The following is a 17,378-nucleotide window of genomic DNA, read 5'->3' on the forward strand; positions in this document are numbered from 1 at the left end:
CTACAGGCCGAGCTGCTTGTCCAGCAGGTCGAAAACCTCCTCGTCGGAGGCCGTCTCGAAGTCGAATCCGCCCTCGGTGTCGGTGCTCTCGTCCGAGCCCGTCCCGCGCAGCGCGCCCCACTTCTCCTTCAGGACGTCGAGCCGTCCCGCCACCTGCGCGAACACCTCGTCGCTGACCTCTGCCGCGGTGAAGGCCTGCTCCAGTCTGGCCAGTTCGGCCAGGAGGGCGCCGGCGGCGTCGGGCTGGGCCGGCGGCGCCACGTCGAGCAGCGCGTACAGGTGGTCCACCAGCTCCGCGGTCGTCGGGTAGTCGAAGACCAGCGTGGCCGGCAGCCGGGTGCCGGTCAGCGCGCTGAGCCGGTTCCGGAGCTCGATCGCGGTCAGCGAGTCGAGTCCGAGGTCCTGGAAGGAGCGGTGCGGGTCCACGTCCGCGGCTCCCGAGTGCCCGAGGACCGCCGCAGCCTGGCCGCGTACCTCGGCGAGCAGGGCGTCGTACCGCTCCGCCTGCGGAAGGGACACGAGCCTTTCGGCGAGCCCGCCACCCGTCCCGTCCGCCGCGGAGGTGCGGCGTACGGGCGTCCGGACCAGGCCGCGCAGCAGTGCGGGCACCTCCCCGCGGGCGCGGAGCGCCGCGAGGTCGAGCCGGACGGGCAGTACGGCCGGCTCGGCGCCGCCCGCTGCGGTGTCGAACAGCTCCAGTCCCTGCTCAGGGGTGAGCGGCGGGAGTCCGGCGCGGGCCAGGCGTTCGGCCTCGGCCGCGGTCAGTTCTCCGGTCATGCCGCCGCCGGTGCCCGCCCAGGGGCCCCAGGCCAGGGAGGTGCCGGGCAGGCCGTGGGCGCGGCGGTGCCGGGCCAGGGCGTCGAGGTAGGCGTTGGCGGCGGCGTAGTTGGCCTGGCCGGCGTTGCCCAGTGTGCCCGCCGCGGAGGAGAACAGGACGAACGCCTCCAGGGGCAGGCCCCGGGTTGCCTCGTGCAGGTTCCAGGCCGCGTCCGCCTTGGGACGCAGCACCTCCGCGAGCCGGTCCGGGGTCAGGGATCCGAGGACCCCGTCTGCCAGCGCGCCCGCGGTGTGGACCACCGCGCGCAGCGGGTGGCGGGCGACCAGTGCCGCCACCGCCTCCGGATCCGCGACGTCGCAGGCCTCGATCACTGCACGGGCGCCGGACTCGGCGAGTTCGGCGGCGAGTGCGGCCGCTCCTTCGGCGTCGGGGCCCCGCCGGCTGACCAGCACCAGCTCGCGCACGCCGTGTTCGGCGACCAGGTGGCGGGCCAGCAGCCGGCCCAGGCCGCCGGTGCCGCCGGTGATCAGGACCGCGCCCTCGCCCGCCCATACCGGGGCGGCCGGGGCCGGGTCGGAGATCCGGGCAATGCGGGCGGCCAGTACGGCACCGCCGCGCAGCAGGAGCTGCGGCTCCCCGCCGGCGAGGGCCTGCGGCAGCAGAGCCGCCGCGCCGGCGTCGTCGAGGTCCACGAGGCCGAAGCGGCCCGGGTTCTCCGAGATCGCCGAGCGCACCAGGCCCCGGACGGCCGCGGCCGCGAGGTCCGCGCCGGAGGTCGCGCCCCGGGTGACGAACACCAGGCGTGCGTCGGCGAAGCGGTCCTCGGCCAGCCAGGCCTGAGCGATGTCCAGGGCCTGGGCGGTGCGCGCGTGCACGGCCTCCGGCGTACCGGCGGCCGCTTCACCGTCCGCCCCCCCGTCCGCACTGCCGTCCGTCAGCGGTACGAGGACCACGTCCGGGACCGGCTGAGCCGTGTCGGCGGCGACCTCGGCGAGCAGCTCGGCGAGCCCGGCGTACACCGGGTGGTCGCCCAATGCCGCCGCGGCCGCGGCCGTGGTGCTCATCGTGGCGATCACCGCGGTCCGCGGGTTCCCGCCGGGGTCGCCTTCGCCGTCGACGGGCGTCCAGTCCAGGTGGAACAGGGAGTCCCGCCCGGCCCGGTCCGCCGCGCCCAGCTGTTCCGCGCTGAGGGGCCGTACGACGAGGGACTCGACGGAGGCCACCGGTGCGCCCGTGGTGTCCGCGAGGGCGAGGGACACCGCGCCGCCCGTACCGGACCGGCTCAGCCGGGCCCGCACCGCCGAGGCGCCCGCGGCGTGCAGCGAGACACCGCTCCAGGAGAACGGGACCCCGCCGCTGCTCCGCTCCCCGGCGCCGCCGGTGTCCGCGCCGAGCGCGAACGCGTGCAGCGCGGCGTCGAACAGCGCCGGGTGCAGCGCGAACGCCGATCCTTCGACGCCCTCGGGCAGGGCGACGTCCGCATACACCTCCTCACCGAGCCGCCAGGCAGCGCGCAGGCCCTGGAACACCGGGCCGTACGCGAACCCCGCGTCGGCGAAACGCTCGTACACGTCCGCCACATCGAGGGCTTCCGCTCCTGCCGGCGGCCAGGCCGCCGCTTCGAACGGCGTGCCGGAGCCGGCGGGCCGATGGGCCAGCACACCACTGGCGTGGAGCGTCCACGGTGCGTGGGCGCCCGCCGCGGCGGTCCGGGAGTGCACGGTGAGCGCGCGCCGCCCCGATGCGTCGGGAGCGGCCGCGGCCACCTGGAGTTGCACGGCGGCGCCCTGTTCGGGCAGGACCAGCGGCGCGGCGAGGGTCAGTTCCTCGACGGTGGGGCAGCCGAGCTCGTCGCCCGCCCGGACGGCGAGTTCGAGCAGCGCCGTGCCGGGCACCACGACCGAGCCCATGACGAGGTGGTCGCCCAGCCACGGGTGGGTGGCCGCCGAGAGCCGGCCGGTGAACAGGAACCCGTCGGATCCGGCCAGCTCCACCGCGCCCGAGAGCAGCGGGTGCTCGGCGGACCGGAGTCCGAGCGCCTCCGCACCGCCCCGGCCGGCGGGTGCGCCGGTGGGCCAGTAGCGGCGGTGCTGGAAGGCGTACGTCGGCAGGTCCACCGGCCGGGCCCCGGTGCCGGCGAAGACGGCGGTCCAGTCCACCCGCACACCGCTCACGTGGAGCCGGGCGAGGGCTTGGAGAGCGGACTCCTCCTCGTCGCGGTTCCTGCGCAGGACGGGCACCACCGTGGTTTCGGCGTCCGTGACGGAGCCGGCGACCAGGGCGGACAGGACCGCGTCCGGGCCGAGTTCGAGGTACCGGGTGACGCCGAGGCCGGTGAGGGCGCGGATGTCGTCGGCGAAACGGACCGCCTCGCGAACGTGGCGCACCCAGTACTCCGGGTCGCAGACCACGTCCGGGCCCGCGGTCATCGCGATCCTCGGAGTCGCGAACGACAGACCGGACACGACGGCGCGGAAAGCGTCCAGCATGGGGTCCATCAGCGGGGAGTGGAAGGCGTGCGAGACCCGCAGAAGGGTCGTCTTGCGCCCCAGCCCCTCGAAGTGCGCACGAACGGACTCCACCGCGTCCTCGGCACCGGAAACCACCACGGCCGAGGGACCGTTGACCGCGGCGATCGACACCGACGCGCCCAGCAGCGGCAGGACCTCGTCCTCCGTCGCGGCGACCGCGAGCATCGCACCGCCCTCCGGCAGCGCCTGCATCAGCCGGCCCCGCGCCGACACCAGCGCACACGCGTCGGCGAGCGAGAACACCCCCGCCACATGCGCCGCGGCCACCTCGCCGATGGAATGACCGGCCACGAAATCGGGCGTGACACCCCAGGACTCGACCAGCCGGAACAGCGCCACTTCCACGGCGAACAGAGCCGCCTGGGCGTACATGGTCTGGTTCAGCGCCTCCGCGTCCTCTCCCCAGACCACCTCCCGCACCGGAACATCCAGCTCCGCACACACCGCGTCGAAGGCTTGCGCGAACACCGGGAAGCGTGCATACAGCTCCCGGCCCATCCCCAGGCGCTGCGAGCCCTGACCCGTGAACAGGAACGCCGTCTTGCCCGACCGCGCCTGCCCCTGGATCACCTCATCGCCGTTCAGCACCACCGCACGGTGAGCGAAGACCGACCGGTCAAGGGTGGACAGACCCACGTCCACCGGACGCAGCCCCGACTCCTCCACGTACGCACGCAGCCGCGCCACCTGGGCCTCAAGCGCGTCCTCCGTCTTGCCGGACACCAGCCACGGCACCACACCCGGAACGAGCTGCGCGTCCGCCGCCTCCACCTCGGCCGGCTCGAACTGCTCCAGCACCACGTGCGCGTTCGTCCCGCTGATACCGAACGAGGACACACCCGCACGCCGCACCCGGCCCGACTCCGGCCAGGCACGCTGCTCCGACAGGAGCTCCACCGCACCCGCCGCCCAGTCCACGTGCGAGGACGGGGCATCCACGTGCAGCGTCTTCGGTACCAGGCCGTGCCGCATCGCCATGACCATCTTGATCACACCGGCCACGCCGGCGGCCGCCTGCGCGTGCCCGATGTTGGACTTCACCGAGCCGAGCAGCAGCGGGCGCTCGGCGTCGCGGTCCCGGCCGTAGGTCGCGAGCAGGGCCTGCGCCTCGATCGGGTCGCCGAGCGTGGTGCCGGTGCCGTGCGCCTCCACCACGTCCACGTCGGACGTCGACAGACCACCGCCGGCCAGCGCCTGGCGGATCACCCGCTGCTGCGAAGGACCGTTCGGAGCCGTCAGACCATTGCTCGCACCGTCCTGGTTGACCGCCGAGCCCCGCACCACCGCCAGCACGCGGTGACCGTTGCGCACCGCGTCCGACAGCCGCTCCAGGACGACCATGCCCACGCCCTCGCCCCAGCCGACACCGTCGGCGGCCTCGGCGAACGCCTTGCACCGGCCGTCGGCCGCGAGGCCGCGCTGGCGGGAGAACTCAACGAACGTCGTCGGCGTGGACATCACCGTCACACCACCCGCCACCGCCAGGGAGCACTCCCCCGACCGCAGCGCCTGCGCCGCGAGGTGCATCGCCACCAGCGACGACGAACACGCCGTGTCCACCGTCACCGCCGGGCCCTCCAGACCCAGCGCGTACGAGACGCGACCCGAGGCGATACTGCCCGCACTGCCGCTGCCCTGGTGGCCTTCGAACTCACGGCCACCGAGCAGGCTGGCGTAGTCGCTGTACATGACACCGGCGAACACGCCGGTCTGCGAGCCGCGCAGCGACACCGGGTCGATGCCGGACCGTTCCACGGCCTCCCAGGTCGTCTCCAGCAGCAGCCGCTGCTGGGCGTCCGTGGCGAGGGCCTCGCGCGGACTCATCCCGAAGAAGTCGTGGTCGAAGTCGGCCGCGGCGGCCAGGAAGCCGCCGGAGCGGGTGTAGCTGGTGCCCGGGTGTTCCGGGTCCGGGTGGTAGAGCGAGTCCACGTCCCAGCCTCGGTCGGCCGGGAACGCGCCGACGGCGTCCACGCCGTCGGCGACCAGCCGCCACAGGTCCTCGGGGGAGGCCACCCCGCCCGGGTACCGGCAGGCCATGCCCACGATCACCACCGGATCGTCTCCGGTCGCCGCCGCCGCTGCCGGGCGGGTGGCGGGCAGGTGCCCGGCCTCGGCGGACTCGTCCCCGAACACCTCGTCGAGGAGGAAGCGCACCAGCGCGTCCGCGGTCGGATGGTCGAAGACGAGGGTGGCGGGCAGGCGCAGCCCGGTGGCAGCGTCGAGCCGGTTGCGCAGTTCGACGGCCATCAGGGAGTCGAAGCCCAGGTCCTGGAAGGCCCGTGCGGGGTCGACCTCCGCCACGCCCGCGTGCCCGAGGACGAGCGCGATCTGCGTCCGTACGAGGTCGAGCACCGCCTCGTGGCGCGCCTGCGGGTCGAGACCCGCCAGCCGCCGGGTGAGTCCGGCGCCCGCCGCGGCCGCGGTCGCCGCGCGGCGGGCGGGCTTGCGGATCAGGCCGCGCAGCAGCGCCGGGACCTCACCTCGCGCCCGGATGGCGGGCAGGTCCAGGCGGACCGGCAGGACGACGGGGTGCTCGGTGGTGAGGGCCGTGTCGAACAGGGCCAGTCCCTGCTCCGGCGCCAGCGGGGGCATCCCCGCACGGGTCATGCGTTCCGTGTCGGCCGCGGTGAGGCCGCCGGTCATTCCGCCGCCCGCACCGGCCCACGGCCCCCAGGCCAGGGAGGTGCCGGGCAGCCCCAGGCCGTCCCGGTGGCGCGCGAGGGCATCCAGGAAGGAGTTGCCGGCGGCGTAGTTGGCCTGGCCGGCGTTGCCGAAGGTCCCCGCCACTGAGGAGAACAGGACGAAGGCCGCGAGGTCGTGTCCCTTGGTCGCTTCGTGCAGGTTCCAGGCCGCGTCCACCTTGGGACGGAGTACGGCGGCCAGCCGGTCCGGTGTGAGCGAGCCGAGCAGGGCGTCGTCGAGCACGCCGGCGGTGTGGACGACGGCGTGGACGCGGTGGCGGGACAGCAGGCCGTCGACGGCGGTCCGGTCGGTGAGGTCGCACGCCTCGACTACCGCGTCCGCGCCCGCTTCGGCAAGCTGTGCGAGGAACTCCGCGACGCCTTCCGCGCCGGGGCCGCGCCGGCTGACGAGCAGCAGGCTGCGTACGCCGTGCTCGGCCACGAGGTGGCGGGCCACGGCCCGGCCCAGGCCGCCCGTACCGCCCGTGACCAGGACCGGGCCGTCGCCGTCCCACACGGGCACGGCCGGGGCGGCAGGCTCTGCGGCCCGGGCCAGCCGGGCCGCCAGCACCCTGCCGTCACGGACGAGGAGCTGGGGTTCCCCGAGGGTGGCCAGGGACTTCAGCACCTCGTCGCCGGGTTCCTCTCCGGTCACGTCCACGAGGACGAACCGGTCCGGGTGTTCCGACTGCGCGGACCGCAGCAGGCCCCATACCGCCGCGGCGGCCAGGTCCCCGCCCGACACGGCGCCGCGGGTGACGAGGACCAGCGGGGTGCCGGCGGCGGGCTGCCGCTCCTCCTGGACGAGCTCCAGGGCCCGCGCGGTCAGCGCGTGCACCGATGCGACGACGTCGCCGGAGTCGGCCGCCGCACCGAGCCGGATCAGCTCCGCGTCCGGCGCCGCGGTGCCGGACACGTCGACCGGCGTCCACTCCACGGCGAACAGCGCGTCGCGCACCGCCGTCTCCGCTTCGCCCACCTGCCGGGCGGACACGGGCCGTACGGCGAGCGAGCGGACGGCGGCGACGAGTGCCCCCGTCCCGTCGGCGAGCGCCACGGACAGGGAACCGTCGCCGCTCGGGGTGAGCCGGGCCCGCACGGCCGACGCACCGGACGCGTACAAGGACACGCCGGACCACGCGAACGGCACTCCGCCGCCCGCCGCCGCGCCGTCTCCTGCCGCGGCGGCGTGCAGGCTCGCATCGAACAGGGCCGGGTGCAGGCCGAAGGCCCCGCCGTCCACGTCCTCGGGCAGCGCCGCCTCGGCGTACACCTCGTCGCCGCGCCGCCAGGCCGCGCGCAGGCCCTGGAACACCGGCCCGTACGCGAACCCGGCCTCCGCGAACCGCTCGTACACCTCCGACACGTCCAGCGCCTCGGCGCCTGCGGGCGGCCAGGCCGCCGCGTCGAACACCGGCTCCGGGACCGAGGAGACGGCGAGGAAGCCGTCCGCGTGACGCGCCCATCCGGTGTCGGATCCGGTGTCCGGGCGGGAGTGGACACTGACCGGCCTGCGGCCGGAGTCGTCCGGCTCGCCCACCCAGACCTGCACCTGCACGCCGCCTTCGGCGGGCAGCACCAGCGGTGCGGACAGGGTCAGTTCGTCCACCGCCGCGCATCCGACCTCGTCCGCCGCCCGTACGACCAGCTCGACCAGCGCGGTGCCGGGTACGAGTACGGCGCCCATGACCGCGTGGTCCGCGAGCCAGGGGTGCGACTGCACCGACAGCCGGCCGGTGAACAAGTGGCCTGCGGATCCGGCCAGTTCGACGGTGCCGGTCAGCAGGGGGTGTTCCGCCGGCTTGAGGCCCACGGATTCCGCGCTGCCCGCGTACGCCATGACCGCCGGCCAGAACCGCCGGTGCTGGAAGGGGTAGGTGGGCAGGTCGACGCGCCGGGCCGCCGTGTCCGCGTAGAAGGCGGACCAGTCGACCTTCACACCGTGCGCGTGGAGGCGGCACACGGCCTGCCGTACGGCGGACTCCTCCGCGGTGTTCCTGCGGAGCGCGGGCACCAGGGCGGCGCCTTCGGCGGCCGGCTCCTGTGCCATGGCGGTGAGGACACCGTCGGGGCCGAGTTCCAGGAAGCGGGTCACGCCCAGGTCGGTCAGGGTGCGGATGCCATCGGCGAAGCGGACCGCCTCGCGGACATGGCTCACCCAGTACTCCGGGGTGCACAGCCGCTCGCTGTCGGCGAGGCGGCCGGTCAGGTTGGAGACGACGGGGATCGCGGGCTTGCCGAAGGAGAGCCCGGCCAGGGCCGTACGGAAGTCGTCCAGCATGGGGTCCATCAGCGGCGAGTGGAAGGCGTGCGAGACCCGCAGCGCGGTCGCCTTCCGGCCCTGCGCCTCGAAGTGGGCCCGTACCGCCTGCACGCCCTCCTGTGCGCCGGAGACGACCACGGCCGAGGGTCCGTTGACGGCGGCGACCGACACCGACTCGCCCAGCAGCGGCAGGACTTCCTCCTCCGCCGCCTGGACGGCGAGCATCGCACCGCCCTCCGGCAGCGCGTCCATCAGCCGGCCGCGCGCCGAGACCAGCGCACACGCATCCCGCAGCGAGAACACCCCCGCCACGTGCGCCGCGGCCACCTCGCCGATCGAGTGACCCGCCACGAAGTCCGGCCGTACCCCCCACGACTCGACCAGCCGGAACAGCGCCACCTCGACCGCGAACAGAGCCGCCTGCGCGAACACCGTACGGTTCAGCGCCGCCGCGTCCTCACCCCAGACCACCTGCCGCACCGGAACATCCAGCTCGGCGCACACCGCGTCGAAGGCCCGCGCGAAGGCCGGGAAGCGCGCGTACAGCTCCCGCCCCATCCCCAGGCGCTGCGAACCCTGCCCCGAGAACAGGAACGCGAGGGGTGCGGCGGTCGCGACGGCCGCGGCCGTCTCACCGCGCGCCACGGCTGCGAGGCCGGACAGGAGCTGGTTCCGGTCCGCTGCCGCGAACGCGGCGCGGTGTTGGAGCGCCGCCCGTGTCGTGGCGAGCGAGTAACCGAGGTCGACGGGGCGGATCGCCTCGGTCTCGCCGACGAGCGCGAGCAGGCGTCCGGCCTGGGCGCGCAGGGCGTCGGGCGTCGCGGCGGACACCACGATCGAGGCGGGGGCCTCGGATCCGTCGCCCGGCCTGGACTCGGACCGGGGCCCGGCGACGTGGGCTGCCGGGTTCATCGGGGCCTCCTCGACGATCACGTGTGCGTTGGTGCCGCTGATACCGAAGGACGAGACTCCCGCGCGGCGGGTGCGCCGGCCGTCCGCGGCCCACCCGCGGGCCTCGGTGAGCAGCCGTACGTCACCCGCGCTCCAGTCGACCTCGTGGCTCGGTTCGTCCACGTGCAGGGTCGCCGGGAGGGCCTCGTGACGCATGGCCATGACCATCTTTATGACGCCGGCCACGCCGGCCGCGGCCTGCGAGTGGCCGATGTTGGACTTGACCGAGCCCAGCCACAGCGGCCGGTCCGCCGGCCGCCCCTGGCCGTACGTGGCCAGCAGTGCCTGCGCCTCGATCGGGTCGCCGAGGGTCGTGCCGGTGCCGTGCGCCTCGACGGCGTCGATCTGGTCGGCGGCGAGCCGCGCGTTGGCGAGGGCCTGGCGGATCACCCGGCGCTGGGAGGGGCCGTTCGGCGCGGTCAGGCCGTTGGAGGCACCGTCCTGGTTGACGGCGGAGCCGCGGATCACGGCGAGCACCTGGTGCCCGTTGCGGACCGCGTCCGAGAGCCGCTCGACCACGAGGAAGCCCGCCCCCTCGGCGAATCCGGTGCCGTCGGCCGCCGAGGCGAACGACTTGCAGCGGCCGTCGGAGGCGAGTCCGCCCTGACGGCCGAACTCGACGAACACCCCGGGAGTCGCCATCACCGTCACACCGCCGGTCAGCGCCAGCGAGCAGTCCCCCTGCCGCAGCGCCTGCACCGCGAGGTGCAGCGCGACGAGCGAGGACGAGCAGGCGGTGTCGACGGCGACGGCGGGCCCTTCGAGGCCGAGCTTGTAGGAGACCCGGCCCGAGACCACGCTGCCGTTGCCGTCGCTGCCCGGGTAGTCGTGGTACATCACGCCGGCGAACACGCCGGTCCGGCTGCCCCGGAGCGAGGTCGGGTCGATGCCCGCGCGTTCCAGTGCCTCCCAGGCCAGTTCCAGGGTGATCCGCTGCTGCGGGTCCATGGCGAGGGCCTCGCGCGGCGAGATGCCGAAGAAGGCAGGATCGAAGTCGGCTGCTCCGTCGAGGAATCCGCCGGTGCGCGTGTAGTACGCGTCCGGGCCGCTGCCCTTCGGGTCACGCAGGGTGGACAGGTCCCAGCCGCGGTCGGTGGGGAACGCGGAGATCGCGTCGCCGCCGGAGGTGACGAGTTGCCAGAGGTCCTCGGGGCTGGTTACCCCGCCCGGGTAGCGGCAGGACATGCCGACGATCGCGATGGGCTCGTGCCGGTCGGCGGCGAGCCTGCGGTTGTCGGCGCGCAGGCGGGCGGTCTCGCGGCGGGCGGCCGCGAGGGCCGTGCCGTCCGCGTCCTCGGCGGCGTCACGTTCCTGTTCCTGTTCCTGCTCGTGGGCGAGGTCCGCGGAAGTGACCCGGACCTCCGCGAGTTCCAGGAGGCTGTCGATCAGGCCGGCGTCGCGCAGCCGACTGGTCGGGATGGATCGGAGGGCCTCGCGGACCTCGTCCTCACCCGAGACCCCGCCGCCCGGTCCGTTCTCACCGAGGAGGGTGAGGACGTGGTCGGTGACGGCTTCGGCGTTGGGGTGGTCGAAGGCGAGGGTGGCGGGCAGGCGCAGGCCGGTGGCCTGGTTCAGGTGGTTGCGGAGTTCGGTCGCGGCGAGCGAGTCGAAGCCCAGCTCCTGGAAGGCCCGGTCCGCGCCGATCGCCTCGGCCGAGGCGTGCCCGAGCACGGACGCGACCTGCGAACGCACCAGGTGCAGCACCGTGCGGCGGCGCTCCCCTGCCGACAGGCCGGCCAGCCGGTCGTTCAGGGCCGGCTCGGCGGCGGTGCCGCTGCCGGCTGCCGCGGCCCTCCCCCTCCGTACGACGGGTGCGAGGCCGCGCAGGAGCGCGGGTACCTCGTCCTTGCGGCTGCGCAGGGCGGCCGTGTCGACCCGTACGGGGACGACGTTGGCGCGCTCGGACCGCAAGGCCGCGTCGAACAGGGCCAGGCCGGCCTCGTGCGTCAACGGCGGTACGCCCTGCGCGGCCATCCGCTTGCGGTCCACGTCCCTCAGGTACGCCCCGAGCCCGCCGCCGACCTCCCAGAGGCCGAAGGCCATGGAGGTGGCGGGCAGTCCTTCGGCCGCCCGGTGTGCGGCGAGGGCGTCGAGGAAGACGTTCGCCGCCGCGTAGTTGCCCTGGCCGGCGGTCAGCACGAGACCACCCGCCGAGGAGAACATCACGAACGCGGCCAGGTCCATCCCGCACGTCAGCTCGTGCAGGTACCAGGCGGCATCCGCCTTGGGGGCGTAGACCGTGTCCACCTGCTCGTGCGTGAGGGCGGCCATGACGGTGCTGTCCCCGATGCCGGCGGCGTGGAAGACGGCGGTCAGCGGACGCTCCGCGACCGTCTCGGCCAGCAGCTCCGCGAGCGCCTCCCGGTCCGACACATCGCACGCGGCGACACGGACCCCGGCACCCAGCCCGGCCAGCTCCGCCGCCAACTCCTCAGCCCCGGGAGCCGCAAGACCCCTCCGGCTGGTCAGCACCAGATGCCGCACCCCGTACTCCGCCACCAGACGACGGGCCACCACCGCACCCAGACCACCCGTACCACCGGTGACCAGCACCGAACCCCCCGCAGCAAACACGGGAACACGGTCACCGGACGTCTCCAGCCGGACCAGGCGAGGCACCCACACCTCACCCGCCCGCACCGCAGACTCCGCCTCCCCGGACACCAGCGCCCGCGACACCTCGCCGACGGCCGCACCCGGCTCCACATCGACCAGCACGAACCGGCCCGGGTTCTCCGCCTGCGCCGCACGCACCAGACCCCACACCGGAGCCTGCACCACATCCAGCCCGGCACCCTCCGACACCGCGACCGCACCACGCGTCACCACCACCAGGCGCGACGCCGCGAACCGCTCATCAGCCAGCCACGACCGCACCACATCCAGCACCCGGTACGACACCGCACGCACACCGGACGGAACATCATCCGACGCAACACCGGCACCACAGTCCAGCACCACCACACCCGGCACCGGACCCTCGGCAGGCACCTCCTCCCAACCAACCCACGGCACATCCGCCCCACCGGCAACCGCCGCCGGAACCACCGACCACTCGACACCGAACAAGGGGCTCCCGGAGGCCCCCAGCTGCTCCGCCGAGACGGGCCGGCTGACCATCGAGCCGACCGAGAGCACCGGCGTGCCGGTGACGTCGGCGAGGGCGAGCGCCCAGCCGTCCTCGCCGACACGGGTCAGTCGCACCCGTGCCTCGGCGGCGCCGACCGCGTGCAGGGCCACGTCGTTCCAGACGAACGGAATGGCCGTCTCGCCCGTGCTCGTCAGGATCGCCGGGTGCATCGCAGCGTCCAGGAGGGCGGGGTGCAGGCCGAACCGGCCCGCGGTGTCCCGCTCCTCCACCGGCAGCGCGACCTCGGCGAACAGCTCCTCACCACGCCGCCACACAGCCCGCAGGCCACGGAAGACGGGACCGTAGCCGAACCCGGCTCCGGCGAAGCCTTCGTAGGCACCGTCGAGGGACACCGGCTCGGCGCCGGCCGGCGGCCAGGCCGCCGCGTCGAACCCGGCGGCCGCGTCCGCGGCACTCGCCGTGCCGAGCACGCCGCCGGCGTGCCGGACCCATCCGCCGTCCTGTTCCCCGTCCGGCCGGGAGTGCACGGTGACCGGGCGGCGGCCGGACGCGTCCGGCTCACCGACCCACACCTGTACCTGTACGCCGCCCTCCAGGGGCAGCACCAGCGGCGCCGCGAGCGTCAGCTCCTCCACCCCGGCGCATCCGACCTCGGCGCCTGCCCGCAGGGCGAGTTCGAGCAGCCCGGTGCCGGGCACCAGTACCGCGCCCATCACCGTGTGGTCAGCGAGCCAGGGGTGTGTCCGGAGCGAGAGGCGGCCGGTGAAGAGGTAGCCGTCGGCCGTGACGAGTTCCATCGCCGTGCCCAGCAGCGGGTGATCCGCGGAGGCGACACCGACCGAGTCCAGGTCGGCCACGCCCTGCGTCGCGTCCAGCCAGTACCGCCGGCGCTGGAACGCGTATGTGGGCAGGTCGACGTGTGCCTGGCCGGCGCCCGCACCCGAACCCGTACCGGCGAAGAACGCCCGCCAGTCCACGGTGATTCCGCCGCAGTGGAGGTCGGCGAGCGCCGACACCAGGGTGGTGGCCTCGTCCCGGCCCGCACGCAGCACGGGCAGGGCGGGCGTACCGTCAGAGCAGTCCGCGGCCATGCCGGAGAGCACGGCGTCGGGGCCGAGTTCCAGGAAGCGGGTCACGCCCAGGTCGGTCAGGGTGCGGATTCCGTCGGCGAAGCGGACCGCCTCGCGGACATGGCTCACCCAGTACTCCGGGGTGCACAGCCGCTCGCTGTCGGCGATCGCGCCCGTCAGGTCGGAGACGACCGGCAGGGCGGGCGCGGAGAAGGACAGCCCCGACACCACCGTACGGAACCCGTCCAGCATCGGATCCATCAGCGGCGAGTGGAAGGCGTGCGAGACCCGCAGACGGGTCGTCTTGCGCCCGAGCCCCTCGAAGTGCGCACGGACAGCCTCGACCGCGTCCTCGGCACCGGAAACCACCACGGCCGAGGGACCGTTGACCGCGGCGACCGACACCGACGCGCCCAACAGCGGCAGGACCTCGTCCTCCGTCGCGACGACCGCGAGCATCGCACCGCCCTCCGGCAGCGCCTGCATCAGCCGGCCCCGCGCCGACACCAGCGCACACGCGTCGGCGAGCGAGAACACCCCCGCCACATGCGCCGCAGCCACCTCACCGATCGAATGACCGGCCACAAAATCGGGCGTGACACCCCACGACTCGACCAGCCGGAACAACGCCACCTCAACGGCGAACAGAGCCGCCTGCGCGAACATCGTCTGGTTCAGCGCCTCCGCGTCCTCACCCCAGACCACCTCCCGCACCGGAACATCCAACTCCGCACACACCGCGTCAAAAGCCTGCGCGAACACCGGGAAGCGCGCATACAGCTCCCGGCCCATCCCCAGCCTCTGCGAACCCTGCCCCGAGAACAGGAACGCACACGCTCCGGCCCCCCGGGCGGACGCGGTGACGACACCGGCCGGAAGCGACAGGTCGCCCGCGGCCAGTCCGCGCAGTGCCTCGGTCAGTTCTTGGCGTCCGGCGGCGACGACCGCCGCCCGCTGCTCCAGGGCGGTCCGCGTGGTCGCCAGCGCGCCCGCGGTCAGCGCCAGGTCCTGGCCCGGCCGGGCCTCGATGTACGCGAGCAGGCGCGCGGCCTGCTCGCGCAGGGCTTCCGGAGTCGCCGCGGACACCAGCCACGGCAGGACGCCGGTCTCCGTTCCCGCCACGTCCCCGGCTCCGGCTCCGGCTCCGGTCTGCGGGACCGGCCGTTCCGTGGTTCCCTGTTCCAGAATCACGTGCGCGTTGGTGCCGCTGATGCCGAACGCCGAGACGCTCGCGCGGCGGGGACGACCGGTCTCGGGCCATTCCACCGCTTCCCGGAGCAGGGCCACCGCGCCCTCGGTCCATTCCACGTGCGGCGAAGGCTCGTCCACGTGCAGCGTGCGCGGCAGGACACCCTCCCGCAAGGCCATCACCATCTTGATGACGCCGGCCACGCCGGCCCCGGCCTGCGCGTGCCCGATGTTCGACTTGATGGAGCCGAGGAGGAACGGCCGGTCCTCCGGCCGGTCCTGTCCGTACGTGGCGATGAGCGCCTGCGCCTCGATCGGGTCGCCGAGCGTGGTGCCGGTGCCGTGTGCCTCGACCGCGTCCACCTCGGCGGCCGACAGGCCGGCGGAGGCCAGGGCCTGGCGGATGACGCGCTGCTGGGAGGGCCCGTTGGGGGCGGTGAAGCCGTTGCTGGCGCCGTCCTGGTTGACCGCGGATCCGCGGATCACGGCCAGGACCTGGTGCCCGTTGCGCTGCGCGTCGGACAGCCGCTCGACGAGCAGCACACCGACGCCCTCTGACCAGCCGACGCCGTCCGCTCCGGCCGCGAACGCCTTGCAGCGGCCGTCGACGGAGAGGCCGCGCTGACGGCTGAACTCGATGAACATGCCGGGGGTGGACATGACGGTCGCGCCGCCGGCCAGGGCCAGGGTGCACTCTCCCGCCCGAAGGGCCTGCACGGCCAGGTGCAGGGCCACCAGGGAGGACGAGCAGGCGGTGTCCACCGTGACGGCCGGGCCCTCCAGGCCCAGCGTGTACGAGACCCGGCCGGACACGACGCTGCCTCCGCTGGTGCCGGAAGGGTGCGCGCCGAGCGCGTAGTCGTGGTACATCACACCCGCGAAGACGCCGGTGCGGCTGCCCTTGAGCGTGGCGGGGTCGATACCGGCCCGCTCCAGGGCCTCCCAGGAGGTTTCGAGCAGCAGCCGCTGCTGCGGGTCCATGTAGAGGGCCTCGCGGGGCGAGATGCCGAAGAAGGCCGGGTCGAAGTACGCCGCGTCGTGGAGGAAGCTGCCGCGGCGCGTGTAGCTCTTGCCCTCCTTGCCGGGCTCCGGGTCGTACAGGTCCTCGATGTTCCAGCCGCGGTCGGCGGGAAGGTCGGAGACGGTGTCCCCGCCGTCCATGAGCAGTCGCCACAGTTCCTCGGGCGAGGTCACCCCGCCCGGGTAGCGGCAGGCCATGCCGACGATCGCGATCGGGTCGTCGTCCACGGGGCGCCGGTGGCCGGTTCCCCGTACCGCCGCGTCGGATGCCTCGTCGGACGCGCCGAGGAGGGTGAGGACGTGGTCGGTGACGGCTTCGGCGTTGGGGTGGTCGAAGGCGAGGGTGGCGGGCAGGCGCAGGCCGGTGGCCTGGTTCAGGTGGTTGCGGAGTTCGGTCGCGGCGAGCGAGTCGAAGCCCAGCTCCTGGAAGGCCCGGTCCGCGCCGATCGCCTCGGCCGAGGCGTGCCCGAGCACGGACGCGACCTGCGAACGCACCAGGTGCAGCACCGTGCGGCGGCGCTCCCCCGCCGACAGGCCGGCCAGCCGCTGCGTCAGCGAGGCGGCTGCGGCGCTGCCCGATCCGGCGGCCGCCCGGCGGGCGCGCCGGGGGGCGAGCCCGCGGAGCAGGGCGGGTATCTCGTCGGTACGCGTGCGCAGGGCCGCGGTGTCGACCACGGCGGGCACGACGACGGGTCGGGCGGAGCACAGCGCCGAGCGGAAGAGCTCCATGCCGGTGTCGGCCGTCAGGACGGGCAGGCCCTGGGCGGCCATCCGCTTGCGGTCCACGTCGGCGAGGTGCGTACCCATGCCGACTCCCGCATCCCAGAGGGCGAAGGCCATGGAGGTGGCGGGCAGTCCTTCGGCCGCCCGGTGTGCGGCGAGGGCGTCGAGAAAGACGTTCGCCGCCGCGTAGTTGCCCTGCCCGGCGGTCAGCACGAGACCACCCGCCGAGGAGAACATCACGAACGCGGCCAGGTCCATCCCGCCCGTCAGCTCGTGCAGATGCCAGGCGGCATCCGCCTTGGGAGCGAGGACGGCGTCGAAGCGGTCTTCGGTCAGGGCACCGACGAGCGCGTTGCTGCTGATGCCGGCGGCGTGGAAGACGGCGGTCAGCGGACGCTCCGCGACCGTCTCGGCCAGCAGCTCCGCGAGCGCCTCCCGGTCCGACACATCACACGCGGCGACACGGACCCCGGCACCCAGCCCGGCCAGCTCCGCCGCCAACTCCTCAGCCCCGGGAGCCGCAAGACCCCTCCGGCTGGTCAACACCAGATGCCGCACCCCGTACTCCGCCACCAGACGACGGGCCACCACCGCACCCAGACCACCCGTACCACCGGTGACCAGCACCGAACCCCCCGCAGCAAACACGGGAACACGGTCACCGGACGTCTCCAACCGGACCAGGCGAGGCACCCACACCCCACCCGCCCGCACCGCAGACTCCGCCTCCCCGGACACCAGCGCCCGCGACACCTCGCCGACGGCCGCACCCGGCTCCACATCGACCAGCACGAACCGGCCCGGGTTCTCCGCCTGCGCCGCACGCACCAGACCCCACACCGGAGCCTGCACCACATCCAGCCCGGCACCCTCCGACACCGCGACCGCACCACGCGTCACCACCACCAGTCGCGACGCCGCGAACCGCTCATCAGCCAGCCACGACCGCACCACATCCAGCACCCGGTACGACACCGCACGCACACCGGACGGAACATCATCCGACGCAACACCGGCACCACAGTCCAGCACCACCACACCCGGCACCGGACCCTCGGCAGGCACCTCCTCCCAACCAACCC

The 17,378-nt window shown here is 74.2% G+C and carries 1 protein-coding gene (cut by a window edge); it reads right to left on the bottom strand.

The window, feature by feature from the left end:
• Positions 1-17,378 carry the 3' portion of an SDR family NAD(P)-dependent oxidoreductase gene (locus tag ACZ462_RS05140; RefSeq protein ID WP_467802808.1) on the bottom strand. 13,474 nt of this gene lie beyond the right edge of the window, so only the last 17,378 of its 30,852 coding nucleotides appear in the window; the start codon falls outside the window, past its right edge — the gene reads right to left on this strand; its stop codon occupies positions 1-3.

Source organism: Streptomyces sp. NPDC031121, assembly GCF_055570615.1.